Genomic DNA, 23657 nt, shown 5'->3' on the forward strand with positions numbered 1-23657 from the left:
GTTATATCTCAACCGATGTTCTTTCCATGGATTGGTTTGTTCGAGCAAATTAAACTAGCTGATATTTATGTACATTTGGACGACGCTCAATTCCCGCAAGGGAGAAGTTTCATGAATCGTGTACAAATTAAAAGTCCTCACGATATTCAGTGGCTGACAGTTCCTGTGAAAAGGAAAGGAATTCAACCAATCAATGAGGTAATAATGGAGTATGACCATATCTGGAGAGATAAACATTTAAAAACATTAAAAACGAACTATAGCAGAGCCCCATACTTCCAAGAAATGTTTGAACTTATAAACTCAATATATAACGAGCCTATTGAACTTTTATCAGAATTAAACATTCTTGCGATTGAAAAAATTTCCAAATATTTTGGCTTGAATACAAAATTTGTTAGGTCGTCAGAGTTGGGGATTACAACAAAAAGCAGTGAACGATTGTTGCAAATTATAGAGGAATTTGATGGGGATATGTATATTACCGGTCACGGAGCACGGAATTATATCAACCATGAGCTGTTTGAAAACCATAATGTAAAAATTGAGTATATGGATTATAAGAGAACAGCATATCCTCAATTGTTTGGCGCGTTTAACCCGCATGTTTCCATATTGGATTTACTGTCTAATACAGGAAAGGATGGGGTAATTTATATTGACTCAGGCACTAAGAATTGGAAGGAGTTTATTAAAAATGAGTGAAGTTAAGAAATTTCAAGAGGAAGTAAAAAATAATATAAAGTCACTTAGCGAAGATAAAGAATTACAGTTATTGTCTAATAAGTGGATCGAGAAAATATCCCCTCATAAATATTCATACAATTTTACTTGGATGGGCAGACCAATTATTCAATTGCCACAAGATATTATTGCGCTGCAAGAAATTATTTGGAGTATTCGCCCTGATTTAATCATAGAAACAGGTGTAGCACATGGAGGCTCAATAATTTTTCATGCTTCAATGCTCGAGTTGATTGGGGAGGATGGCGAAGTTGTTGGAATAGATATAGATATTCGTAAACATAATCGTGTTGAGATAGAAAATCATCCAATGTTTAAACGAATTACTTTAATAGAAGGGTCGTCAACCGATCAGGAAGTGTTTGCACAAGTTAAAGAAATATCAAAAAACAAGAAAAAAGTTATGGTAATACTAGACTCAAACCACACACATCAACATGTGCTTGATGAGTTGAATTTATTTTCGCCACTTGTAACCAAGGGAAGCTATATGATTGTCCTTGACACGGTCATAGAAGATATGCCTGAAGATTCTTTCCCGAATCGACCTTGGGGCATAGGCGATAATCCCAAAACAGCTGTTTGGGAATTCGTAAAAACCAATGATAGATTTGTTATTGAAAAGGAGTTTAATCACAAGCTTATGATTACAGTAGCTCCAGATGGATATTTGTTATGTGTGGGGGATTGAGATGACAGAAAGAATTCCAGTATCCGGTCCATCAATTACACAAAAAGAAATTGACTATGTAACTGATGCTGTAACCAATGCATGGTATGAAAATGCTAATGTGTATAATAATAAGTTTGAACGCGCTTTCTCGGAATACATCGGTGTCAAGTATGCAATCTCTTTGCCTTCATGCACCTCAGCTATTCATTTATCGCTATTAGCGTTAGGTATTGGCCCTGGAGATGAGGTTATTGTTCCAGATATCACTTGGATCGCGACCGCGGCACCAATAAGCTATGTGGGTGCAACACCGGTATTTGCCGACATTGATCAGAAATCATGGTGTTTATCGGCTCGTAGTTTTGAAGAGAATATAACAGAAAAAACAAAAGCAGTAATAACTGTCGATTTGTACGGAAACATGCCTGATATGGATGAAATTCGTGAAATTGCAGGTAAATACAATATTGCTGTGATTGAGGATGCCGCGGAAGCACTGGGAAGTGAATACAAGGGTCGAAAAGCAGGTTCTTTAGGCGATACAGGTGTATTCAGTTTTCATGGATCGAAGACGTTAACTACAGGGGAAGGAGGTATGTTGGTTACGGATCGGGAAGATATCTATAATAGGTGCCTCTTTTTGCGTGATCATGGACGAAAGCCTAGCGACAAAATGTTCTGGAATACCGAAGTAGGATATAAATATAAAATGAGCAGCATGCAAGCTGCACTAGGACTTGCTCAGCTTGAAAGAGTTGAAGATCTGGTAGATCGCAAAAGGGAAATTTATTCTTGGTACGCTGATGAACTAGGTGGCGATCAACACTTTCTGCTTAATAGTGAGGATTCGTCTGTAAAAAACAGCTACTGGATGATTACCGTGATCTTAGACCAAGAAATTGGTATAGAAAAAGAGGCTCTAATCGAGAGTTTGGCTAAAGATCGTATCGATACCCGGCCGTTCTTCTACCCATTAAGCTCCCTGCCAGCATACCGAGAAATAAATTCTCCTCAAAAAGGAATAATAACGAATAAAGTCGCTTATACGATTTCACCTTTAGGAATAAATTTGCCAAGTGGATTAAATTTGAATCGGGATCAAGTGAGATATGTCTGTGAAAAATTGAAAAACGTCATAAAATGCCGTTGATCACGACCCCCTGTGATTGGAAGGCGGACATTTGAAGAAATCAAATTTTGTGAAATATGGCTAGTCATTCTCCACACCTCACCTGTGGATAATGTGAATAAACTTGTGAATAACTTTGTTAATAAGTTGTAAAAGTGTTGATACGACAAGGTTCTACAAAATGTGCATTTATCCACGGAGTGTGGATACCTTAATTTTCAAAAAATTTAAATTTATCCCCTTGAATAAATTGACATGCCAAGCATATGGGTGTTATAGTCAAAAAGTAAGGGCTTACATTTTATGAACTTATTTGATTATGAAGGGAATGTGTACGGCATGCAAGGTAAAGTGAAATGGTTTAATGCGGAAAAAGGTTATGGTTTCATCGAGCGCGAAGATGGTGGAGATGTATTCGTACATTTTTCAGCCATCCAGACAGAAGGCTTCAAGACTCTAGAAGAAGGCCAAGCAGTGTCGTTTGATATCGTGGAAGGCGCACGTGGCCCACAAGCAGCCAATGTCAGCAAACTATAATCATTCGGCCAATACAGCCGCTTGAATATACGAATGTACGCACCCTGAAATTTTCAGGGTGTTTTTTTACGTTTTATTTCATAGGTTGAAATATAAAGGAATTTTGAAGATGAGCCAGGAATGTAGTATAATAGAAGTGTGAAGGGAGATGTTGAACATGGAGATTAACATTCGTGGAGAACACCTTGAAGTAACTGAAGCACTCAGGGATTACGTTGAGAAGAAGCTTAACAGACTTGAGAGGTATTTTGAGTCCCCCCTTACATCGGATGTACATGTGAAGTTAAGCGTAGTTAAGGGAATGCAAGCCATTGAAGTCAGCATTCCGCTGGCTGGCGTGCTGCTCCGCGCAGAAGAGCGCAATAATGACATGTACGCGTCCATAGATTTAGTTGTGGACAAGTTAGAACGCCAAATTCGTAAGCATAAGACGAAAACCAACCGTCAGATTCGTTTGCAAGGCGGTAAACGCGATCTATTTAGAATGGAAACGGCAGCAACCATGTACATGGAAGAAGAGGAAGACTACGAATTAGTTCGTAATAAACGCTTCGCAATGAAACCGATGGATGTGGAGGAAGCGATTCTTCAGATGAACTTGGTGGGCCATAACTTCTTCGTATTCTCCAATATGGATACGGATCAAGTGAATGTCGTATATCGACGTGATGATGGCAAATACGGTTTGATTGAACCGGCGATGTAACCGGCAAGATCGTTCCAATTGTATATAAGTTAAGATAAGCTTGGTTCGGCTTCGGTCGGGTCAAGCTTTTTTCATGCATGCATTTCGGGAAACGATTCAATACTAAAGAAACAGACAGTAACGTTAACTTTGTGCAACACAGCCGCAAATTATACGTATATAAGAAGGAGTAGCCAGAGCGTTTCTTGCGGCATGACCGCCAAACTGATACAATTTAAGGATACGAATGCAAGGGAAAGGGGTTCACCGATGCTAGGACTAGTGAAGAAAATTTTTGGTGATTCCAATGATCGGGAAATTAAGAGAATGTTGAAGGCCGTTGATTTGATCAATGAGCTTGAAGCCAGCATTCAACCGTTATCTGATGAAGAGCTTCGCGGCAAGACAGTGGAGTTCAGAAACCGCCTGGAGCAAGGTGAGGAACTGGATGATTTGCTGCCGGAAGCCTTCGCCGTTGTACGTGAAGCGGGTAAGCGGGTATTGGGCAAACGTCATTACGACGTTCAGCTTATCGGAGGTATGGTGCTGCACGAAGGCCGTATCGCGGAAATGAGAACAGGGGAAGGGAAGACGCTAGTCGGAACGCTTCCTGTATATTTGAACGCTTTGCTTGGCAAAGGCGTACACGTTGTAACCGTCAACGACTACTTGGCGCAGCGCGATAGCGCGGAGATGGGTCAGATCTATCATTTCCTCGGCCTCACAGTGGGCGTGAATTTGCACAATTTGTCTCATGAAGAAAAGCAAGCAGCTTACGCTTGTGATATTACGTATGGAACAAATAATGAATACGGCTTTGACTATCTGCGTGACAACATGGTGTTGTACAAAGAGCAGATGGTGCAGCGTCCGCTTTATTTCGCCGTCATTGACGAAGTGGACTCCATTCTGGTCGATGAAGCCAGAACACCGCTGATTATTTCCGGACAAGCTGCTAAGTCGACGGATCTATATTACTCCGCTGACCGTTTTGTAGCTACGCTTAAAGCGGAAGAGGACTACACTATTGATATTAAAGTCCGTTCCATTGCACTCACAGAAGAGGGCGTAGCGAAGGCGGAGCGTGCATTTGGCATTGAGAACTTATTTGATCATCAGAATGTGAACATCAACCATCACGTCACCCAAGCGCTTAAAGCACGTTACATTATGAGACGCGATGTGGATTATGTCGTACAAGAAGATGAAGTCATGATCGTTGATGAATTTACAGGTCGGATTATGACGGGCCGCCGCTACAGCGATGGCTTGCACCAAGCGATTGAGGCGAAAGAACAGCTGCAAGTGCAAAATGAGAGCATGACGCTGGCAACGATTACGTTCCAGAACTACTTCCGGATGTACCGCAAGCTTTCGGGTATGACAGGTACTGCGAAGACGGAAGAGGAAGAATTGAAGAAAATTTACGGGCTGGAAGTTATCATTGTTCCGACGAACCGCCCGATGATTCGTAAAGACATGCCGGACGTTGTTTATAAATCGGAGAACGGCAAATTCAAAGCCGTTGTCGAGGGGATCGTCGAGCGCCATAAGAAAAACCAGCCAGTGCTGGTCGGTACGGTGTCTATCGAGAACTCGGAGCGTTTATCCGAGATGCTGAAACGTAAAGGCATCAAGCATCAGGTGCTGAACGCGAAGTATCATGCCGAGGAAGCGGAAATCGTATCGCGAGCAGGTCAGCCTGGCGCAGTAACGATTGCAACGAACATGGCCGGACGCGGTACGGATATTATGCTGGGCGAAGGCGTACATGAAAATGGCGGTTTGCATATTATAGGAACGGAACGTCACGAGAGCAGACGGATTGATAACCAGCTGCGCGGCCGTGCAGGACGTCAAGGGGACCCAGGCTCTTCGCAGTTCTATTTGTCCCTCGAGGATGAACTCATGAAGCGTTTTGGCGCCGAAAATATTATGGCCATGATGGATCGTCTTGGTATGGAAGAAGACCAGCCGATCGAGAGCAAACTGATTACGCGTGCGGTTGAATCGGCGCAGAAGCGTGTGGAAGGCAACAACTTCGACGTGCGTAAAGTCGTCTTGCAATATGACGATGTGATGAATCAGCAGCGTGAGATTATTTACAAACAGCGCCGCGAGCTGCTGGAATCTGAGAATATCCGGGTTATTGTCGAAGATATGATCAATGCAGTCATCGAGCGCGTCGTGAAGGCTCACTGTCCGGAAGAGCAAATTCCGGAAGAATGGGAACTGACGGAAGTCGCCAACTTCGTGAACAACAATCTGTTGAACGAAGAATCCCATATTACGGATCAAGACATTTGGGGCAAGGAACAAGAAGAGATTATCGAGCACATCCAAGCGCTTGTGAAGAAACGCTATGATGAGCGTGAAGAAGAAATCGGCGCGGAATTCATGCGCGAGTTCGAGAAAGTCGTTGCTCTCCGTGCGGTAGACAGCAAATGGATGGATCACATCGATGCGATGGATCAGCTTCGCCAAGGTATCCATCTTCGCGCTTACGGCGGTACGGATCCGCTTCGTGAATATCAATTCGAAGGCTTTGAAATGTTCCAGGACATGATCGAGAACATCCGTGAAGAAGTGGCGATGTACATTATGAAAGCACATGTACAAAGCAATCTGGAGCGTCAAGTCGTCGCGGAAGGTCAAGCTGTAGATCCGAAGAACGAAGCGGGCGGCAAGAAACCAGTCGTGCGCGATGAGGAGCGGATCGGACGCAACGATCCATGCCCATGCGGCAGCGGCAAGAAGTTCAAACAGTGCCATGGACTAGGCAGCTAAGTGTAGGTTAAGGCCTGCTAAGCTATGCAGCCGACAAGGCGCTGATTTCAAGCTCAACGAGATAAATGAGGTGTAAGTCATGCTAGAACCAGAAGTAAAGCAAGACCTAAGAGAGACAGCAAAGCGACTAACCGAATTACGGGGGTCTCTTTGACTTAGATCATAAGCTCGAAGCGATTGGTGATTATGAAGAAAAAATGGCGGCGCCTGATTTCTGGGACGATAACGAAAAAGCCCAGAAAACCATCGCCGACCTGAACGGGATCAAGAGCGTCGTGGATCAGTTCCAATCCTTCTCTAACGAGTATGACGACCTGATGGTGCTGGTCGAGATCGAGGAGGAGGAAAGCGACGCCAGCCTAGCAGCGGAGATCGCCAGCGGCATCTCGGCCTTGGTGAAGAAGCTGGAGGCGTTCGAGCTGCAGCTGCTGCTCAGCCAGCCGTATGACCGGCTGAACGCTATCCTGGAGCTGCACCCGGGCGCCGGCGGCACCGAGTCGCAAGACTGGGCGGAAATGTTGCTGCGCATGTACCGCCGTTGGGCGGAGAAGCGTGACTTTAAAGTCGAGGTTCTCGACTATCTTCCGGGCGATGAGGCCGGTGTGAAAAGCGTCACGCTAATGATCAAGGGCTTCAACGCCTATGGCTATTTGAAGGCGGAGAAGGGCGTGCATCGGCTCGTGCGCATCTCGCCGTTCGACGCATCTGGACGTCGTCATACGTCCTTCGTATCGTGCGACGTGATGCCGGAGATCGAAGACGACGCGGAGATTGAGATCCGCACAGAGGATCTGAAGATCGATACGTATCGCGCGAGCGGCGCCGGCGGTCAGCACATTAACACGACCGACTCTGCCGTACGGATTACGCATATACCGACGGGCGTTGTGGTCAGCTGTCAGCAAGAGCGCTCGCAGATCAAGAACCGTGAGAAAGCGATGAAGATGCTTCGTTCCAAGCTCTACGAGAAGAAAATCGAAGAGCAGGAAAAGCAACTGGCCGAAATTCGCGGTGAACAATCCGATATCGCTTGGGGCAGTCAGATTCGCTCTTATGTGTTTCATCCATACAGCATGGTCAAGGATCATCGGACATCGGCAGAGACGGGTAATGTCGGCGCCGTTATGGACGGAGATCTGGATATGTTTATCGACGCTTATCTCCGCTTGCAAATTCGCAAGCCGGAAGAGCAGCAATAAAAAGCCGAATGCGACAGTTGCATACAGGCTGTGAAAGACGATCATCCTACACCCAAAAGGTGTAGGATTTTTTGTGAGAGGAGAAGGCGGAGTGTCCAGAAAAGAACCACGTGTAACACTTGGTAGTCCCGCGCATACCGTGCTGGAATATGTGCTGCTATGCATCGGTTCGCTGGTGATGGCGGCGAGCTTCAATGCATTTTTAAATCCGAATCAGATTGCCAGCGGCGGCGTGGCGGGGTTGTCCACGATCGTGCAGCACCTCAGTGGAGTGAATCCGGCGATTATCCAGTGGTCGCTAAATATCCCGATTTTCCTGTTAGCCTTATGGTTGTTAGGCGGTCAATTCGGCATTAAAGCCGCAGTGGGCTCGGTCATTTACCCGCTGTGTGTACTGCTCACAACCCATATTGGCGCGCCTACGCATAACCCGCTGTTAGCGGCGGTTTATGGCGGAATGGGCGTCGGGCTTGGGTTGGGCATCGTTTTCCGCGGACGGGGGTCGACGGGCGGGTTGGGGTTGGCTGCGCAAATTTTACATAAATTTACAGGTTTGAGCTTCGGTATTTGTGTGGCGATCTTTGATGGGATTGTGATCTTGAGCTCTGCACTCGTGTTTACGCCGGAGACTGCGCTGTATGCCTTAATCGGGCTGTTTGTGACAAAAAAGACGATTGATGTCGTACAGCTCGGCCTGAACGATGCCAAAGTAGCGTTTATTATTTCAGATCATACGAAAGAATTGCGCAAAGTGATTCTGCACGATCTCGACCGGGGACTGACGGAATGGGGCGGAGCCGGTGGCTTCACCGGGGAGTCCAGGACGATCATGATGGTAGTCGTGAAGCAGAATGAAGTGACGCGGTTGAAGTCGCTGGTCCGTGCGGTGGACCCGGGGGCTTTTGTAATTTTGAGCGAGACGAATGAAGTGCTGGGTGAAGGGTTCAAAAGGCATGCCTAAGTCACGCTGCACCAAAGGTAGAAGGACGTGCTTGATGTACGTCCTTTTTTTATTAAGCCTAAAACAAAAGTTGCCTGATTCGGTTCATATTTGGGATAATATAACTATTGGACTATCAGTGTCTTCAGTTCAATGCATAATTGATAGCTTTGGCCTGCAAAAATGCAGCGAAAACTGAAAATGTGACAATCTTTTAAAACTTTAAAAAACCCTTATATGACAAGACTTTGAGCGCACAAAAATGATCAAAAAAATTCATTGAATTATTATGTATACGAATGTATAATAATACATATATTTTTGGGACGTCTGGGGGAAATCATATGAGCAATGCGGTTAGAGCGGCTATTATTGGGGCCACCGGGTACGGCGGCGCGGAAGTTATTCGTTTGTTGCAAGCACATCCATTTGTACAAATCACGTCGGTGATCTCGACGTCTAGTGCAGGGACGCCGTTGGCGGACCATTTTCCTCATTTACAGGAAATTGTCGTAGATATTCTCGATGAGTTGAATGTAGAACTGATTGCTGGCAAAGCGGACGTCGTTTTCTTGGCGACACCGGCTGGCGTGAGTGCCGAGCTTTCGCCAAAGCTGCTTGCGGCAGGGCTGAAAGTGATCGACATCTCCGGTGATTTGCGTTTGAAGTCGCGTGAGGATTATGAGAAGTGGTATAAGCGTACGGCTGCTCCTGAGGCAGCGTTAGAGCAGGCGGTATACGGACTTGCTGAAGTGTTCGGAGATGAAGTCAAAGGTTCCGAACTGATCGCGAATCCGGGCTGTTACCCGACAGCTACCCTGCTAGGTCTTATTCCAGCAGTTAAAGCGGGATGGATCGATCCTTCTACCATTATCATCGACGCCAAGTCCGGTGTTTCCGGAGCGGGTCGCGGTGTAGGTCTGGGCACACACTACGCAGAGGTTAATGAGAATTTTTCGGCTTATAAAGTGAATAAGCATCAACATATTCCGGAAATTGAGCAAGCTTTGAGCCGCGTTGCGGGCCATCCGGTTGTGACGACGTTTACGACGCATCTGGTGCCCATGACTCGGGGTATTATGTCGACGATGTATGCAACGGTCATCGGAGAGCATTCCACGGAAGCTTTCACGGAATTGTACCGTCAATTCTATGAAGGCCGCAAATTCGTGCGTGTGCGTAACAGTGGCAAGATGCCGGCGACAAAAGAGGTATCCGGATCGAATTACTGCGATATCGGCTTTGCTGTCGATGAGCGTACGGGTCGAGTAACGATCGTTTCGGTGATTGATAATGTGGTCAAAGGCGCAGCGGGGCAAGCAATTCAGAATTTGAACTTAATGATGGGCTGGGACGAAACGACAGGGCTGTTGTTCGCGCCAGTGTATCCATAACGGAGGGCGAAGGTCGAACATGTCAGGTCAAAGTCAATTCTCAGTCGTGCCCGAGGGCACAGTTACGACGCCAAAAGGCTTCCGCGCAGGCGGTCTGCACTGCGGTTTAAAGAAAACAGAGCGCCACGATCTGGGCGCAATCGTGTGCGATGTGCCGGCGGCAGCGGCGGGCGTCTACACGCTGAACGCGTTTCAGGCGGCACCGCTGCGCGTGACGCAGGAGAGCATCGCCCGGGACGGCAAGCTGCAGGCGATGATCGTCAACAGCGGCAACGCCAACGCGTGCACTGGCCAGCAGGGCGAAGACGACGCGCGCGCGATGCGTACCGTAGCAGCTCAGGCGCTGGGCGTAGCGGAGCATCACGTCGGCGTGACGAGCACAGGCGTCATTGGTGAGCTTCTGCCGATGGGCAAGGTGCTGAGCGGCATTGAGCAGCTGCCGCAGCGAGTGAAGCAGGACGGCGGCGATGACTTCTGCCAGGCGATCCTGACGACGGATCTCGTGCAGAAGATGACGTGCGTCCGTCTTAAAGTCGGCGGCAAGGAGATTCATATTGCCGGTGCAGCCAAAGGTTCGGGCATGATTCACCCGAACATGGCGACGATGCTGGGCTTTATGACCACAGACGCCAATATCGAGAGCCAGTATTTACAGCAGCTGCTGAACCGGATTACAGATAATACGTTTAACATGATAACTGTAGACGGCGATACAAGCACGAACGACATGGTCGTCATTATGGCGAGCGGATTGGCAGAGAACGAGGCGTTGACGCCGGAGCATCCGGATTGGGAAGCTTTCGCTGCAGGCGTGCAGTATGTTGGTGAATATTTGGCTAAAGCGATCGCTCGCGACGGCGAAGGGGCGACGAAGCTGATCGAGACGACAGTAATCGGAGCGGAGAACGATGAAGCAGCACGCAAAATCGTGAAGTCGATCATCGGATCGAGCCTGGTGAAGTCGGCCGTATACGGCGCTGATGCCAACTGGGGCCGAATTATTGCGGCTGTCGGCTACTCGGGCCAACCGGTGAATGTGAACACAGTCGATATCCGCTTGGGCGATATTGTCGTTCTGGAGCAATCCCGGCCTGTGAAGTTCGACGAGGAAGCGGCATTGGTCTATTTGAAAACCGACACGATTCAAATTCATGTGAATTTAAATATGGGCACAGGCAAAGCGACGGGCTGGGGCTGTGACCTGACTTATGATTATGTAAGAATTAATGCGGCTTACCGGACTTAAGGAAGCATAAACAAAGGGGAAACGAGCGCAGTGAAGAACAATTGCTTTGTGATGAAATGCGGCGGAAGCACCTTGGCGGCACTGCCTGGCAGCTTCTTTGAGGATATGCGTCAGCTGCAGGATGAAGGGATCGTGACGGTCATCGTTCATGGCGGCGGACCGGCGGTTTCGGATACGTTGAATAAGCTTGGCATTGAGACGGAGTTTGTAAATGGGCTTCGTAAAACGAATGAAGCGGTGCTGGATGTTGTTGAGATGGTGCTATCCGGCCAGATCAATAAAGAGATCGTGCGGCGCATTCAACTGACCGGCGCTGCGGCGCTTGGTTTGTCCGGCGTTGACGGGCACCTCATTGAGGCTCAGCCGGTCAGCAACGCGCACGAAGTTGGTCTAGTCGGCGATGTGACCAAAGTGAACGCAGAGCTCATTCAAGGCATCGTCAGCATGGGCTATATCCCGGTCATCGCGCCGGTCGGCCTTGGCGCTGATGGCGGGCAGCGTTACAACATTAACGCAGATACGGCTGCAGGGGCGGTAGCTTCCCATTTGGGCGTGGAACAAATGATCGTGGTCACCGACGTGCCTGGCATTATGAAGGAAGTTGACGGCGTGAAGCAGGTGCTGCCAGTCGTCAGCGTGGCTGAAATTGAAGAAATGATCGCAAGCGGAGTCATCTATGGCGGTATGATTCCGAAGGTGCGCGCAGCGATTGCATGTATACAAGGCAAAGTGCAAGAAGTTGTTATCGTCAACGGCTCCGAACCGAATGTGCTGAGCAAAGTGCTCAAAGGTACCGGCATCGGAACGCGGATTGTTCGATAAACAGTTTTTATAACCATTAAGGAGGGAATGGACATGACTGAAACGGGGAAAAGCTCGCTCTTTCCAACCTACGCCAGATTTCCAATTACGCTAGTGAAGGGTGAGGGCAGCCGACTGTGGGATGACACAGGGAAGGAATACATCGACTTGATGAGCGGCATCGCGGTGACGAATCTCGGACACGCGCCGCAAGCGGTGAAGGAGAAGTTGATCGAGCAGCTGAACACATTGTGGCATGCGAGCAACTTGTTCCACATTCCTAACCAGGAGAAGTTGGCGAAGCTGTTGACGGACAACAGCTGTGCAGACGCGGTGTTTTTCTGCTCGACAGGGGCAGAAGCGAATGAAGCGGCGATTAAGCTGGCTCGACGCTATTCCCAAAAAGTGCTCGGAAACGGCCGGTATGAGATTATCACGTTCAACATGTCTTTCCACGGACGGACGTTGGCTACTTTGACTGCGACAGGGCAGGATAAAGTGAAGGAAGGATTCCATCCGCTTCCAGAAGGGTTTAAATATGCGCCGTATAACGACTTTGAAGCAGTTCGCCAATTGGTTAGCGACAAGACGTGTGCGATTATGCTGGAGATGGTTCAAGGCGAAGGCGGCGTGCTGCCGGCGGACGCGGATTTTGTCAAGCAGATCGCTGAGCTGTGCAAGCAAGAGAACCTGCTCTTGATCGTCGATGAGATCCAAACCGGCATCGGCCGTACGGGTAAACTATTCGCCTATGAACACTATGGTATTGAACCGGATATTTTCACATTGGCCAAAGGTCTGGGCGCGGGCTTTCCTATTGGTGCGATGCTGGGCAAAGAGCATCTCCGCGAAGGCTTCAACGCCGGCAGCCATGGCTCCACATTTGGCGGAACGCCAATTGCGACAGCTGCGGCGATTGCGGCGGTTGAAACTGTGGTTGGCGAGAAGCTGCCTGAGCGTGCGGCCGAGCTGGGCGCTTATGCAGTTGAGAAGCTGGAGAGCAAATTGGCTGGCAACCCGCTTGTCGCGAAGATACGTGGCGTAGGACTTTTGATCGGTATTGAATGTACACAACCGGCTGGTGAGATCATCAGCGAGATTCATAAACAAGGTGTGCTGGTCATTCCGGCAGGACCGAACGTCATCCGGATCGTACCGGCATTGACGATTTCGCAGGAAGATTTAGATCGCGGCTTGGACGTGGTGTGCACCGTGCTGGCGCAAAAAGCGGCGGCTTCCACAACGGCATAGCGAACACAAGAAAGGTAGGATGAAATGAACAGTACCCTACAGGAAGAGCTGGTTGCCCAGTTGAAGGGCAAAGATTTTCTTGCATTGGCTGATTATACGGCAGAAGAAATTGAATATTTGATCCAATACGCCATCGAGCTCAAACGGAAGCAAAAAGCGGGCGAGCCGCACCGGATTCTGGAAGGCAAGACGCTGGGGATGGTTTTTGAGAAGTCTTCGACACGAACACGCGTATCTTTTGAAGTCGGTATGTACCAGCTTGGCGGTCAGGCGCTCTTTTTGAGCAAGAACGATATCCAGCTTGGACGCGGCGAAACGGTATGGGATACGGCGCAGACGCTGTCCCGTTACCTCGACGGCATCATGATCCGCACCTATGAGCACCGCAAGGTGATTGATTTGGCGAGAGGCGCGACGGTGCCGGTCATTAACGGCTTGACCGATCATGCGCATCCTTGCCAGGTGATGGCGGACTACCAGACTGTTCTGGAGAAAAAAGGCCGTTTGAAAGGCCTCAAAGTCGCCTACATCGGAGACGGCAACAATATGGTACACTCATTGATGATGGGCGCCAGTAAGCTGGGCATGCATTTTGCGGTGTCCTCTCCTGAAGGCTATATGCCGGACGCACATGTGATTCAGGCGTCAAAGGATAATGCGGCGCAAACAGGCGGCAGCTTGTTAGTGACTGCGGATCCGCGCGAAGCGATCGAGAATGCCGATATCGTCTACACGGACGTATGGGCGAGCATGGGCTTTGAAGCGGAGCAGAAAGAGCGGGAGCTCGCTTTCAAGAACTATCAAGTGAATGAAGCACTTGTGCAATATGCGAAGCCGGACTATTTGTTCATGCACTGTCTGCCAGCGCATCGCGGCGAAGAAGTGAGCGAAGGTGTTATCGACGGCGCGAACTCGGTTATTTTTGATCAGGCGGAAAATCGCCTTCATGCACAGAAGGCCATCATGGCTGCAACGATGATCTAATATATATACTTTATTTCCAGAAACAGGGAGAAACGGAGAGATTGTTACATGGCTAAGGAAAAAATCGTACTCGCTTATTCCGGCGGGTTGGATACGTCCGTTATTTTGAAATGGCTCAAAGAAACATATGATGCGGAAATTATTGCTTTTACAGCGGATATCGGTCAAGCGGATGAGCTGAACGGCTTAGAGGAAAAAGCGCTGCAAACCGGTGCTTCCAAGATCTACATCGACGACCTGCGCGCTGAGTTCGCTCAAGATTTCATCTACCCGATGTTCCGTTCGGGCGCTTTGTACGAAGGCCAATACCTGCTCGGCACGAGCATTGCCCGCCCGCTGATCGCGAAGCGTATGGTGGAGATTGCCCGCGCAGAAGGCGCTACGGCAATTGCCCATGGCGCAACAGGCAAAGGCAACGACCAAGTGCGCTTCGAGCTGACAGCCGCTGCGCTGGCGCCTGAGCTGTCCGTGATCGCACCTTGGCGTCTCGAAGAATTCCGCGAGCAGTTCCCGGGCCGTGCGGAAATGATCGCCTATGCCGAGAAACACGGCATTCCGGTTACAGCGTCGGCAGCGAAGCCGTATTCGACGGACCGCAACTTGCTGCACATCTCGTTTGAGAGCGGCATGCTGGAAGATCCGTGGTTCGATGCGGCTGCAGATTCGAACAAAGACATGTACGTGTTGAGCGTGGCGCCAGAGGACGCTCCGGATCAAGCGGAGTATCTGGATATTGAGTTCGAAAAGGGCGATGTGGTGGCTCTGAATGGCGCCAAAATGACACCGCTGGAAGTTATGGAAACCTTGAATGCCATCGGCGGCAAGCATGGTATCGGCCGTGTCGATATGGTGGAGAACCGCTTCGTCGGCATGAAGAGCCGCGGCGTATACGAGACACCAGGCGGCACGATCTTGTTCACGGCTCACCGCAAAATGGAGTCGCTCACGATGGATCGCGACGTTATGCACCTGCGTGACTCCCTGATCTCCAAGTACGCGACGTTGGTATACAACGGCTTCTGGTTTGCTCCTGAGCGCTTGGCGATCCAAGCGTTGGTGGAAGAAAGCCAGAAGAATGTTACAGGCACTGTGCGCCTCAAATTGTACAAAGGTAACGTTATGGCTGCCGGCGTGAAAAGCCCGGTATCCTTGTACAATCCGGATATCGCTACAATGGAAGCAGATCCGACCAAAGCTTACGATCAAGGCGATGCAGCTGGATTCATCCGCTTGAACGCTTTGCGTTTGAAAGTATCTTCAGGCGTTCATCAAAACGCAAACAAATAGATTGGCGCCAGCGGGCTTTCCCATTGTGGAAAGCCCTTGGGCTATAACTTGAGAGGGGAATCTACTGTGTCTAAGCTTTGGGGTGGACGTTTTACGAAGCAAACCGACCAATTGGTCGAGGAATATACAGCATCGATCTTGTTCGACAAAGAGTTGGCGGAAGAAGATATTCAAGGCAGTCTGGCGCATGTTACGATGCTGGGCAAATGCGGCATTCTTCCGGCGGAAGATGTGGAGAAGATCAAAGATGGCCTGCATGAAGTGCAGCGGATGATCCGCCGTGGCGAGCTGGAGTATACGGTTCAGAACGAAGACATTCACATGAATATCGAGAAAACGTTGATCGACCTGATCGGCCCAGTCGGCGGCAAGCTGCACACTGGCCGCAGCCGCAACGATCAGGTGGCCACGGACATGCACCTCTACCTGCGCAAGCGTGTGGTCGAGTTCGTCGGTCTCCTGATCAAGCTGCAGGAAGCCTTGCTTGAGCAAGCCAAGAACAATCTCGATACGATTGTTCCGGGTTATACGCATCTGCAGCGGGCGCAGCCGATTCTGTTCGCGCATCACATGATGGCCTACGTCAGCATGTTCCAGCGCGATCTGGAGCGCTTGCAGGACAGCTACAAGCGCATCAATGTGCTGCCGCTCGGCGCAGGTGCGCTCGCCGGCACGACGTTCCCGATCGACCGCCATTTCGTGGCCGAGCAGCTCGGGTTCGACCGCGTGTATGAGAACTCCCTGGATGCGGTTAGTGACCGCGACTTTATTCTGGAGTTCCTGTCGAACGCGTCGATGATTATGATGCACCTCTCGCGCTTCTGCGAGGAGATGGTGCTCTGGTCCAGCACCGAGTATGCGTTCATCGAACTCGATGATGCTTTCTGCACCGGCAGCTCGATCATGCCGCAGAAGAAGAACCCGGACGTAGCGGAGCTCGTCCGCGGTAAAACCGGCCGCGTGTATGGCAACCTGTTCGGTCTGATGACCGTACTGAAGTCGCTGCCGCTGGCGTACAACAAGGACATGCAGGAAGACAAGGAAGGCATGTTTGATACGGTTCGTACCCTGCAAGGCGCGCTTCAGCTGTTTTCTCCGATGGTGTCTACGATGAAAGTGAACACCGAGCGAATGAGACAAGCGGTCAACCAAGACTTCTCGAACGCGACGGACATCGCGGATTATCTGGTGAACAAAGGGCTGCCTTTCCGTCAAGCGCACGAAGTGATTGGCAAGACGGTGCTCTACTGCATCCAGAACAAAAAATATTTGCTCGATATGACCATCGAGGAATTTAAGACGTTCTCGACGCTGTTTGAATCCGATATTTATCAGGTGCTGCAGCCGGAGCAAGTCGTTAACGCCCGCAACGTGTACGGCGGTACAGCAAGCAATCAAGTCTCCGATGCAATCGGCCGTGCCGAGCAAGTGCTGCAAGAGTCCAACGCCTGGTTTCAAACGTATTTGGAGAAGAGCAAATAACGCTCATCTTATGAAAAATCCTCCGGCCACTGAAAGAGTGAAGCCGGAGGATTTTTTTATTTGCTGCTAACCCTTATGGAGCCAGTGTCGGTACGTACAGTCACTTTATTGCTGCCGTCGCCAATGGTCGCTTTCGCCTGGTGAGGATCGGTGTGCTGTGCGTTTACCCCGGGAATATCCAAGAACACTCTGCCTGTATCCGTGCTTAAGTCGAAACTTGCCGAGCTAGGCGGTGGCGTAAGATGCAGTTCAACGCTGCCTGTGTCCGTCGTCAGAGTGACATTGTTGCCGATATCTTGAAGAGTGGCCTGAATGCTGCCTGTGTCCGCCTGCATAGCTACATCATCGCCCATATTATGGAGATTGGCTTCGATGCTGCCCGTATCCGTAGTTAAGCGGACATTGCCCTGCCCATCTTTGACCTCGATACGTCCCGTATCGGTCTGGAGGTTCAATTGTTTGCCTTCATATCGGTTAATCGTGATACTGCCGGTATCCGCATTCGCAGTCAGAGTCTCGGCTTTCACTTCTTTTAAGTCAATTGGACCCGTATCCGTCGTTAACGTTATCGCTTTGTAAAGTTTGTTCGGCAGGGTCACTTCGGTTCTCAGCCGGTTGCCATGATTGCTGATCAAGTTTTTGAGTTCCTCTAAATTAAAGCTGAAATGGGTCTTCTTGTCTTGGCATACATTCACTTTCCAGCCGTTGGTTCCGACCGTCTCTGCTTCGACGGTGCAGTTCTCGGCGAGACTCGTTGTCGCTGCCCCGACTAGATGCACTTTGATTTCATCGGAGTCGCCGGGGATAAAAGTAATTCCCGCCCGCCCGCTGTTGATGCTAAGTGTATCAATATTCGCCGCGGCAATCTTCTTCTCGACATCTATGTTCGTCGTGCTTGCCGTCCAATCTGTGTCTCTAAATGAAATGGCGCTGCCAATGAGGCCAACGGCCAGACATGCGAAGCCCAGCACCAAGAAAAATTTCATTCCACCATTCACGGTCTAAGCCCCCTTAATCAATTTGGCGTTGAAACGAATATATTTCCATGTCAATTTGAAATACCACTTAAACAGCCAGGAGCTGATGGTGGTCAGGATAATACCGACGCCGAAGCAAGCCAACATGGCGAAAAAGATCAGCCTCATGTCGCTGCCGGCATTGCCCAGGAAGCTCCCTATGACGCCGATGAGAGGCGCAATTAGCAAGGCAATTCCAGAGGTAAATAACGCTACCAGAGCGCCGAGAACTCCAAACCAAGGGGCTATGACAAACAACAGGTTGAAAAAGCCGAGTGCAATGCTCACGATGATCGCTTTAATGCCTGACTCCGGTCGCGTTGGATAAGGCGGGTACGGCGGTTGTTGATATTGTTGATATGCAAAAGCATGGCCATAAGCGTGTGGATTCGCCTGGGTTTGTGCATGGGCTTGAGGTGCATGGCGCTCTGGCTGTTCATAACTTGGCGGAGTGACCGGCGACGGTTCGGGTCTGCGGGGAGGGAGTTCCGGCTCCTCGGCCTTTGCTTTTCTCACCGAATCGGAAGGGCTTGGAGCAGGCTCTGCCGCTGCTTCCTTAGCGGCTTCCCAATTCGGTACGCGTGGATAGCCGAGCGAAGCCGCGACATCCTCTTCGTTTTTGCCGTTCTCCATGGCTTTTTGAAACAGTTCTTCATAAACCGTCAATATATTTTGTCGTTCCTTTTCAGGAAGACCGCGTAGTCGATAGTTTAATTCCTTGAAATAGTCGTATTTACTCATCGTCGTTCCTCCTTCAGTCTTGCTCATGTATATATCATAAAATAAAAAAGTCATAATGACCTAGTATCTAGAGTCATATGACCTGTCACGGGAATTCGTATGCAGTTGAAAGTTTGGCTTGTACTCAGCGAGAGTTAGGGCCCTTTACGCCATCCTCCAGGATCGGAGCCTGGTTCTTGTTCGGATTGTTGTCCTCCGGTTGATCGTCCGCACGATTGGAAGCGAAGAGGGCAGGTACCGGGGCATAGCGGTCCTTGGAGATGAGCTCTTTACTGACGACGCTGCCGTTCACTTTTTTGTAGCGGTAAGTTTCGACAACATACCCTTCTTTCCCTTTGCTGATCAGCTTCGTAGCGCCGCGCTTAATGTTCGGATTGTGCACATATTGAATGGTTGGCTGAATGGTTTCAATGACCTTGGATTCGATATCGTACGAGTCTGAGGGGGGCATGTGGCCATAAAGCTTCACTGTCACGTTGTTGTCCGTCGTTACAGCTCGAATGAGCAGGTAAGCTCCCATGTTGTTGCGGAACTTGAAGTTAATATATCCGTTGGCGAAAGTGGCATCTTGGCCTAAAGGAACGTAGCTGACAGGCAGCGAATGGTTCCGCCGTTCGACAATTTCCAAGCCGCTGCGCAGGACAGCGTTATACAAGGTGGAGGATACTTGACAAATGCCGCCTCCCACGCCGGGAACAAGCTTGCCGTTCAAGATAACGGGTGCCTCCTGATAGCCGAATTTGGCTTCGGTTTGTTCAATGATTTTACTATAGTCAAAAATGTCTCCCGGCGCCAGCAGCATGTCCTGAATCGTTGTTGCTGTGGAACGGATATTGTGGATGCGTCCTGAACCGGAGAGCGGGAATGAGGTCGTGAATTCGATGATTTTGCGGTCTACGCCCTGCTTCTGGAGGGATTCGACTGTCACAGCCGGCGCTTCCGTATAGAAGGGAAGCGTCACGTTGAGCGGTTGGCTGGCTGGCGGCTTGTCCGTAAAAGAGGGCAGCTTTGCGCTAAGTTCTTTGTTCAAGGTGATGGTGTCGAAACGCAGCACACTGCGTTCCGGCTCATAGCGGATAGAATCATTCGGATCGACAATGCGGCGGGCTCCCAAGGGCTGAATGGCATAGAGCTCCTTCCATGACTGCCGCACCGCGGCATTGAGCTTGTCAGGGTCTATCGTCAATGGCAGGGATATCTTGGCGTGGCGCAGGGACCATCTGGCCTCGATCCGCTCTGTGAGTGTCCCTTGAAATAAGCGCTGCATGGCTTGATCTAGCGCGCCTCGCTGCACGACTAAGCCTAGTTGTGATAGGGTTAGGTCTTTGCTTGCGACGTCCGGATGTGAAGAGACGAGATGGACGGGAAGTGAGGCATACTGCTTGAGCTGATGATCGAATTGCTCCTGAAACTGCGCGTGTGTGAGGCCTCCGGCTTGCCACCCGGCAACTTGAAACTGAGCGGGGAGCTTATCGCCAGATCCATAGATATAGAGAGCGCCGCAGCTGGCTCCTGCCAGTGAGGCAACAAGTGCAAGAGCAAGGAGATGCTTTCGAGATAACGATCCGAAGGAAGGAGTGTGCGACATATTCAGCGGCTCCTTTGTATTGATTTTTGAAGCAGGCGCAAGTGTGCCTGTATTCTATTTGTATAGCGGACTAGCGGTATTTAGTACATATTCTAGCTGGAGGGATTTTGCTATTCGGCAAAACTCTCATTCTGACGCAAATAATGATATAATAAGGGTAATCCGCGCTAATGTATGGGAATTCTAAAGGATTTTCGGCCTTTATGTCGAATACGTAGGGGCTATCTATTAAACTAGGATGTGATATTGTGATCGAAATGCAGGACGTATGGAAAACGTACTCCAACGGCACTCATGCATTGAGAGGGATTAATATAAAAGTGGACCGCAACGAGTTCGTCTATGTTGTCGGGCCATCCGGCGCTGGTAAATCTACTTTTATGAAATTAATGTATAGAGAAGAGAAGCCTACGAAAGGGCAAATCTTCGTTAACGGATTTAATTTGGATAAATTAAAACAACGAAAAATTCCGTATGTCAGAAGAAATATCGGCGTTATTTTCCAAGATTTCCGTTTGTTGCCTAAGCTTAACGTGTTTGAAAATATTGCTTTTGCTATGGAAGTCATTGAAGCCCCGAAAAAGCAAATTAAGAAGCGCACAATGGAAGTTTTGGAGCTTGTAAAACTAAAAGATAAAGCGAATTCGCTGCCATCTCAGCTTTCGGGCGGCGAACAGCAGCGCGTGGCTATTGCCCGGGCAATAATTAATAATCCAGCCGTCATTATCGCCGATGAACCGACAGGAAATCTCGACCCTGAAACCTCTTGGGGCATCATGAAATTGATGGAGGAAATTAATTTCCGCGGCACAACGATCGTTATGGCTACACACAACAAAGAAATCGTCAACACGATGCGTAAACGGGTTATCGCCATTGAACAAGGGCTTATCGTTCGTGACGAGATACGAGGGGAGTACGGCTATGAAGATTAGTACTTTTACTCGGCATTTAAGGGAAGGGACTCGCAATGTAATCCGAAATGGATGGATGACGTTCGCTTCGATCTGTTCGATTGCGATTTCATTGTTTATTCTTGGTGTTTTTGTGCTCATCACTTTGAATGTGAACGATATTGCCAGCCAGATTGAGAAACAAGTTGAAATTAACGTTTATCTTGAGGTTAACACGCCTCAGTCGCAGATTGATATATTGCAAGGCCAGATCAAGGCGATACCCGAGGTGAAGAGCATCAAGTTCGTCTCCAAGGAAGAAGGCCTGATTTATCTCCGCGACAAGCTTGGGGAGAGTGGCAAGGCGTTATTGGAAGGCTTTGATGGTGAAAATAATCCGCTCAATGATGCCTTTACTATTGAGGTTAACGATCCGAGGAATGTAGCGGCCGTTGCCGATCAGATTAGCGCGCTTAACCAAGATAAAGATCCTAAACCTATTTACAAAGTGAATTATGGTAAAGGCACGGTTGAAACGCTGTTTAAAGTAACCGAAATTGTACGTTGGGTTGGCTTCGGTATTGTGATTTTATTGTCGTTCACCGCGGTTTTTCTCATTGCGAATACGATCAAGCTCACCATTCTTGCAAGACGCAAAGAGATTGCGATCATGAAGCTCGTTGGAGCGACCAATTCATTCATTCGCTGGCCATTTTTTATTGAAGGAGCGTTACTTGGTGTGATTGGCTCGGTCATCCCGCTGGCCCTCATTTTAGGCGGATATTGGAAGCTATTGAACACAGGCTCTATTGATCTCAGCCTACTTATGATTAAACTAACGCCATTCAATCAAATCTCCCCCACATTGTCAGCCCTGTTGTTAGGGATCGGTATTGTCATTGGTATTTGGGGAAGCTTGATTTCTGTGCGCAAATTTTTAAAAGTTTAATAGATTCGTGTTCACTAGACTCATAGTCCGGGCTAAGATTTGGAAAAGTAGGGAGGCTATTTGATTGAAGAAGAAAATTCTACCCTTGTTGCTGTCCGTAGGGATTGCCAGTACGCTGGCGATTCCCTATGCGGGCTATGCCGCATCAGCAACAGAAAAGATCGATCAGCAGCTGTCTCAGCTAAAGAAGAAGAAGCAGGAAGTGCAGCAGAAGGCCGATGACGCGCAGAACCAAATGTCGAAGGTGCAAACGGAGAAAGACCAAACAACCAAGGACATGAATATGCTTATCGCGCAAGTGAATGAAGCGAGCAAGAAGCTTACAGAGCTGAATAATCAGATCGATAAAGTGTCAGATGATTTGGAAGAAAACGGAAAACAATTGGACGAAGCTGAAGCGCGTGTGGAGACGCGCGATCAGATGTTAAAGTCTCGCTTGCGTTTAATGTATATGAATGGTTTCGTTTCGTATATGGATGTGCTGATGAGCGCCACGAATTTCTCTGATTTCCTGAATCGTCTGGAAGCTTTGAAATCAATCGTAAATCAAGATAAAGAGATTCTGGTCGCCAATCAAAAAGACCGCGACACCGTCGAACAGAAGAAGAAAGAAACCGAGCAGGAGCTTGAAAATGTCAAAGCTCTTTACGCGGAAGCGGATAAGGTGCGGATGGACTTGCAGTCCAAGGAGAAAGAGAAGGAAGTCAAGATTGCTTCTCTCTCCAAGCAGGAGAAAGTGCTGGAAGACATCTCCGAGGAAAGCGAGCGCGAGGTTACGCAAATTGCTAGACAAGAGGCTGCCTTGCAAGAGAAAAAGCGCGCTGCATCCAACGCCAAGTCGCCATTCACCTATTCAGGCGGTAAACTGGGATACCCGTTGGCGGTTCAAGCGCCGATTACATCGGATTTCGTGAACCGGATCAATCCGGTGACCGGCAGGCCGGAAAACCATAAAGGCATCGACTTGGGCGCGCCGAAAGGCACGGAAATTCGCGCCGCCGAGAATGGCACCGTAATCTACGCATCATGGATGAACGGCTATGGCAATTACATCATTCTGAACCACGGCAATGGTCTGTGGACCGCCTATGGCCATATTATGAATGATGGTATTTATGTGAAGGTCGGAGATACGGTAAAGCGCGGCCAAAGGATTGCAGGAGTCGGCTCTACAGGGCAATCAACCGGGTATCACTTACATTTTGAAGTGCGCGTGAACGAAGTACCTGTGGATCCAAAGCCCTATTTGAGATAGATGAACTTGGTTATAAAACAGGGAGAGCTTGTCATATACTAAGCAAGCGGACACGAATGGAAGCGGGCTCGTGGAA

The 23657-nt window shown here is 49.0% G+C and carries 21 protein-coding genes; 18 read left to right on the top strand and 3 right to left on the bottom strand.

Annotation, left to right across the window (positions count from 1 at the left end):
• Window positions 1–15 precede the first annotated feature (15 nt).
• From O9139_RS25490 to argH, 15 genes are all read left to right on the top strand, one after another.
• Window positions 16–705, top strand: coding sequence for a WbqC family protein (locus O9139_RS25490; RefSeq protein WP_270884625.1), 690 nt, complete (start codon window positions 16–18; stop codon window positions 703–705).
• A complete protein-coding gene (locus tag O9139_RS25495) occupies window positions 698–1435 on the top strand; it encodes a cephalosporin hydroxylase family protein (protein ID WP_270884576.1) in 738 nt (245 codons plus the stop codon). The genes O9139_RS25490 and O9139_RS25495 overlap by 8 nt, the downstream gene beginning before the upstream one ends.
• A 1-nt stretch (window position 1436) precedes the next feature.
• A complete protein-coding gene (locus O9139_RS25500) occupies window positions 1437–2567 on the top strand; it encodes a DegT/DnrJ/EryC1/StrS family aminotransferase (protein ID WP_270884577.1) in 1131 nt (376 codons plus the stop codon).
• Window positions 2568–2885: 318 nt separating this feature from the next.
• Entirely contained in the window at window positions 2886–3083 is a 198-nt protein-coding gene (locus O9139_RS25505; RefSeq protein WP_270884626.1) for a cold shock domain-containing protein, read from the top strand.
• Window positions 3084–3240: 157 nt separating this feature from the next.
• Window positions 3241–3789, top strand: coding sequence for a ribosome hibernation-promoting factor, HPF/YfiA family (gene hpf / locus O9139_RS25510; RefSeq protein WP_270884578.1), 549 nt, complete (start codon window positions 3241–3243; stop codon window positions 3787–3789).
• 249 nt (window positions 3790–4038) lie between these two features.
• Window positions 4039–6555 (top strand): preprotein translocase subunit SecA, encoded by a 2517-nt coding sequence (gene secA, locus O9139_RS25515; protein WP_270884579.1) that lies wholly within the window; start codon window positions 4039–4041, stop codon window positions 6553–6555.
• A 79-nt stretch (window positions 6556–6634) separates the two neighbouring features.
• A protein-coding gene (gene prfB, locus O9139_RS25520) for a peptide chain release factor 2 (protein WP_270884580.1) occupies window positions 6635–7754 on the top strand; the annotation gives its coding sequence in 2 pieces (ribosomal slippage) (window positions 6635–6706 and window positions 6708–7754; 1119 coding nt in all).
• 91 nt (window positions 7755–7845) lie between these two features.
• On the top strand, window positions 7846–8715 hold the full coding sequence (locus O9139_RS25525; protein WP_270884581.1) for a YitT family protein: 870 nt from the start codon (window positions 7846–7848) through the stop codon (window positions 8713–8715).
• Window positions 8716–9038: 323 nt separating this feature from the next.
• Entirely contained in the window at window positions 9039–10088 is a 1050-nt protein-coding gene (gene argC / locus O9139_RS25530) for an N-acetyl-gamma-glutamyl-phosphate reductase (RefSeq protein WP_270884582.1), read from the top strand.
• Window positions 10089–10107: 19 nt separating this feature from the next.
• A complete protein-coding gene (gene argJ, locus O9139_RS25535) occupies window positions 10108–11334 on the top strand; it encodes a bifunctional glutamate N-acetyltransferase/amino-acid acetyltransferase ArgJ (protein ID WP_270884583.1) in 1227 nt (408 codons plus the stop codon).
• A gap of 51 nt (window positions 11335–11385) precedes the next feature.
• Window positions 11386–12156 carry an acetylglutamate kinase gene (gene argB, locus O9139_RS25540; RefSeq protein ID WP_270884627.1) on the top strand — a complete coding sequence of 257 codons (771 nt, stop codon included), beginning with the start codon at window positions 11386–11388 and terminating at the stop codon, window positions 12154–12156.
• A 33-nt stretch (window positions 12157–12189) separates the two neighbouring features.
• Entirely contained in the window at window positions 12190–13386 is a 1197-nt protein-coding gene (locus tag O9139_RS25545) for an acetylornithine transaminase (protein WP_270884584.1), read from the top strand.
• Window positions 13387–13410: 24 nt separating this feature from the next.
• Complete coding sequence (gene argF, locus O9139_RS25550; protein WP_270884585.1) at window positions 13411–14370, top strand: ornithine carbamoyltransferase; 960 nt, start codon at window positions 13411–13413, stop codon at window positions 14368–14370.
• A gap of 48 nt (window positions 14371–14418) precedes the next feature.
• Window positions 14419–15657: an argininosuccinate synthase gene (locus O9139_RS25555; protein ID WP_270884586.1), complete on the top strand. Its 1239-nt coding sequence runs from the start codon at window positions 14419–14421 to the stop codon at window positions 15655–15657.
• Between the two features lie 66 nt (window positions 15658–15723).
• On the top strand, window positions 15724–17139 hold the full coding sequence (argH, locus tag O9139_RS25560; protein ID WP_270884587.1) for an argininosuccinate lyase: 1416 nt from the start codon (window positions 15724–15726) through the stop codon (window positions 17137–17139).
• A 56-nt stretch (window positions 17140–17195) separates the two neighbouring features.
• Here the strand turns inward: argH and O9139_RS25565 are convergent, their stop codons facing one another.
• From O9139_RS25565 to O9139_RS25575, 3 genes are all read right to left on the bottom strand, one after another.
• Window positions 17196–18137: a DUF4097 family beta strand repeat-containing protein gene (locus tag O9139_RS25565; protein ID WP_270884588.1), complete on the bottom strand. Its 942-nt coding sequence runs from the start codon at window positions 18135–18137 to the stop codon at window positions 17196–17198.
• Window positions 18138–18140: 3 nt separating this feature from the next.
• Window positions 18141–18896 (bottom strand): DUF1700 domain-containing protein, encoded by a 756-nt coding sequence (locus tag O9139_RS25570; RefSeq protein ID WP_270884589.1) that lies wholly within the window; start codon window positions 18894–18896, stop codon window positions 18141–18143.
• A 124-nt stretch (window positions 18897–19020) separates the two neighbouring features.
• Window positions 19021–20484: a VanW family protein gene (locus O9139_RS25575; RefSeq protein WP_270884590.1), complete on the bottom strand. Its 1464-nt coding sequence runs from the start codon at window positions 20482–20484 to the stop codon at window positions 19021–19023.
• Window positions 20485–20732: 248 nt separating this feature from the next.
• Between O9139_RS25575 and ftsE the strand changes: the two genes are divergently transcribed.
• The 3 genes from ftsE (at window position 20733) to O9139_RS25590 (ending at window position 23581) form a co-directional block, all read left to right on the top strand.
• Window positions 20733–21419 carry a cell division ATP-binding protein FtsE gene (ftsE, locus tag O9139_RS25580; protein WP_270884591.1) on the top strand — a complete coding sequence of 229 codons (687 nt, stop codon included), beginning with the start codon at window positions 20733–20735 and terminating at the stop codon, window positions 21417–21419.
• On the top strand, window positions 21409–22326 hold the full coding sequence (gene ftsX, locus O9139_RS25585) for a permease-like cell division protein FtsX (protein ID WP_270884592.1): 918 nt from the start codon (window positions 21409–21411) through the stop codon (window positions 22324–22326). The genes ftsE and ftsX overlap by 11 nt, the downstream gene beginning before the upstream one ends.
• 64 nt (window positions 22327–22390) lie before the next feature.
• Window positions 22391–23581: a murein hydrolase activator EnvC family protein gene (locus O9139_RS25590; protein ID WP_270884593.1), complete on the top strand. Its 1191-nt coding sequence runs from the start codon at window positions 22391–22393 to the stop codon at window positions 23579–23581.
• Window positions 23582–23657 lie beyond the last annotated feature (76 nt).

This window comes from Paenibacillus aestuarii (genome assembly GCF_027789125.1).
GTDB lineage: Bacteria > Bacillota > Bacilli > Paenibacillales > NBRC-103111 > Paenibacillus_E > Paenibacillus_E aestuarii.

Excerpts from the sequence above, each read along its gene's own strand:
- hpf (WP_270884578.1), top strand. The coding sequence starts at position 3,241 with ATGGAGATTAACATTCGTGGAGAACACCTTGAAGTAACTGAAGCACTC.
- O9139_RS25505 (WP_270884626.1), top strand. The coding sequence starts at position 2,886 with ATGCAAGGTAAAGTGAAATGGTTTAATGCGGAAAAAGGTTATGGTTTC.
- secA (WP_270884579.1), top strand. The coding sequence starts at position 4,039 with ATGCTAGGACTAGTGAAGAAAATTTTTGGTGATTCCAATGATCGGGAA.
- O9139_RS25570 (WP_270884589.1), bottom strand. The coding sequence starts at position 18,896 with ATGAGTAAATACGACTATTTCAAGGAATTAAACTATCGACTACGCGGT.
- O9139_RS25500 (WP_270884577.1), top strand. The coding sequence starts at position 1,437 with ATGACAGAAAGAATTCCAGTATCCGGTCCATCAATTACACAAAAAGAA.
- argB (WP_270884627.1), top strand. The coding sequence starts at position 11,386 with ATGAAATGCGGCGGAAGCACCTTGGCGGCACTGCCTGGCAGCTTCTTT.
- O9139_RS25495 (WP_270884576.1), top strand. The coding sequence starts at position 698 with ATGAGTGAAGTTAAGAAATTTCAAGAGGAAGTAAAAAATAATATAAAG.
- argJ (WP_270884583.1), top strand. The coding sequence starts at position 10,108 with ATGTCAGGTCAAAGTCAATTCTCAGTCGTGCCCGAGGGCACAGTTACG.
- argC (WP_270884582.1), top strand. The coding sequence starts at position 9,039 with ATGAGCAATGCGGTTAGAGCGGCTATTATTGGGGCCACCGGGTACGGC.
- argF (WP_270884585.1), top strand. The coding sequence starts at position 13,411 with ATGAACAGTACCCTACAGGAAGAGCTGGTTGCCCAGTTGAAGGGCAAA.
- O9139_RS25490 (WP_270884625.1), top strand. The coding sequence starts at position 16 with ATGTTCTTTCCATGGATTGGTTTGTTCGAGCAAATTAAACTAGCTGAT.
- O9139_RS25575 (WP_270884590.1), bottom strand. The coding sequence starts at position 20,484 with ATGTCGCACACTCCTTCCTTCGGATCGTTATCTCGAAAGCATCTCCTT.
- O9139_RS25555 (WP_270884586.1), top strand. The coding sequence starts at position 14,419 with ATGGCTAAGGAAAAAATCGTACTCGCTTATTCCGGCGGGTTGGATACG.
- O9139_RS25545 (WP_270884584.1), top strand. The coding sequence starts at position 12,190 with ATGACTGAAACGGGGAAAAGCTCGCTCTTTCCAACCTACGCCAGATTT.
- ftsX (WP_270884592.1), top strand. The coding sequence starts at position 21,409 with ATGAAGATTAGTACTTTTACTCGGCATTTAAGGGAAGGGACTCGCAAT.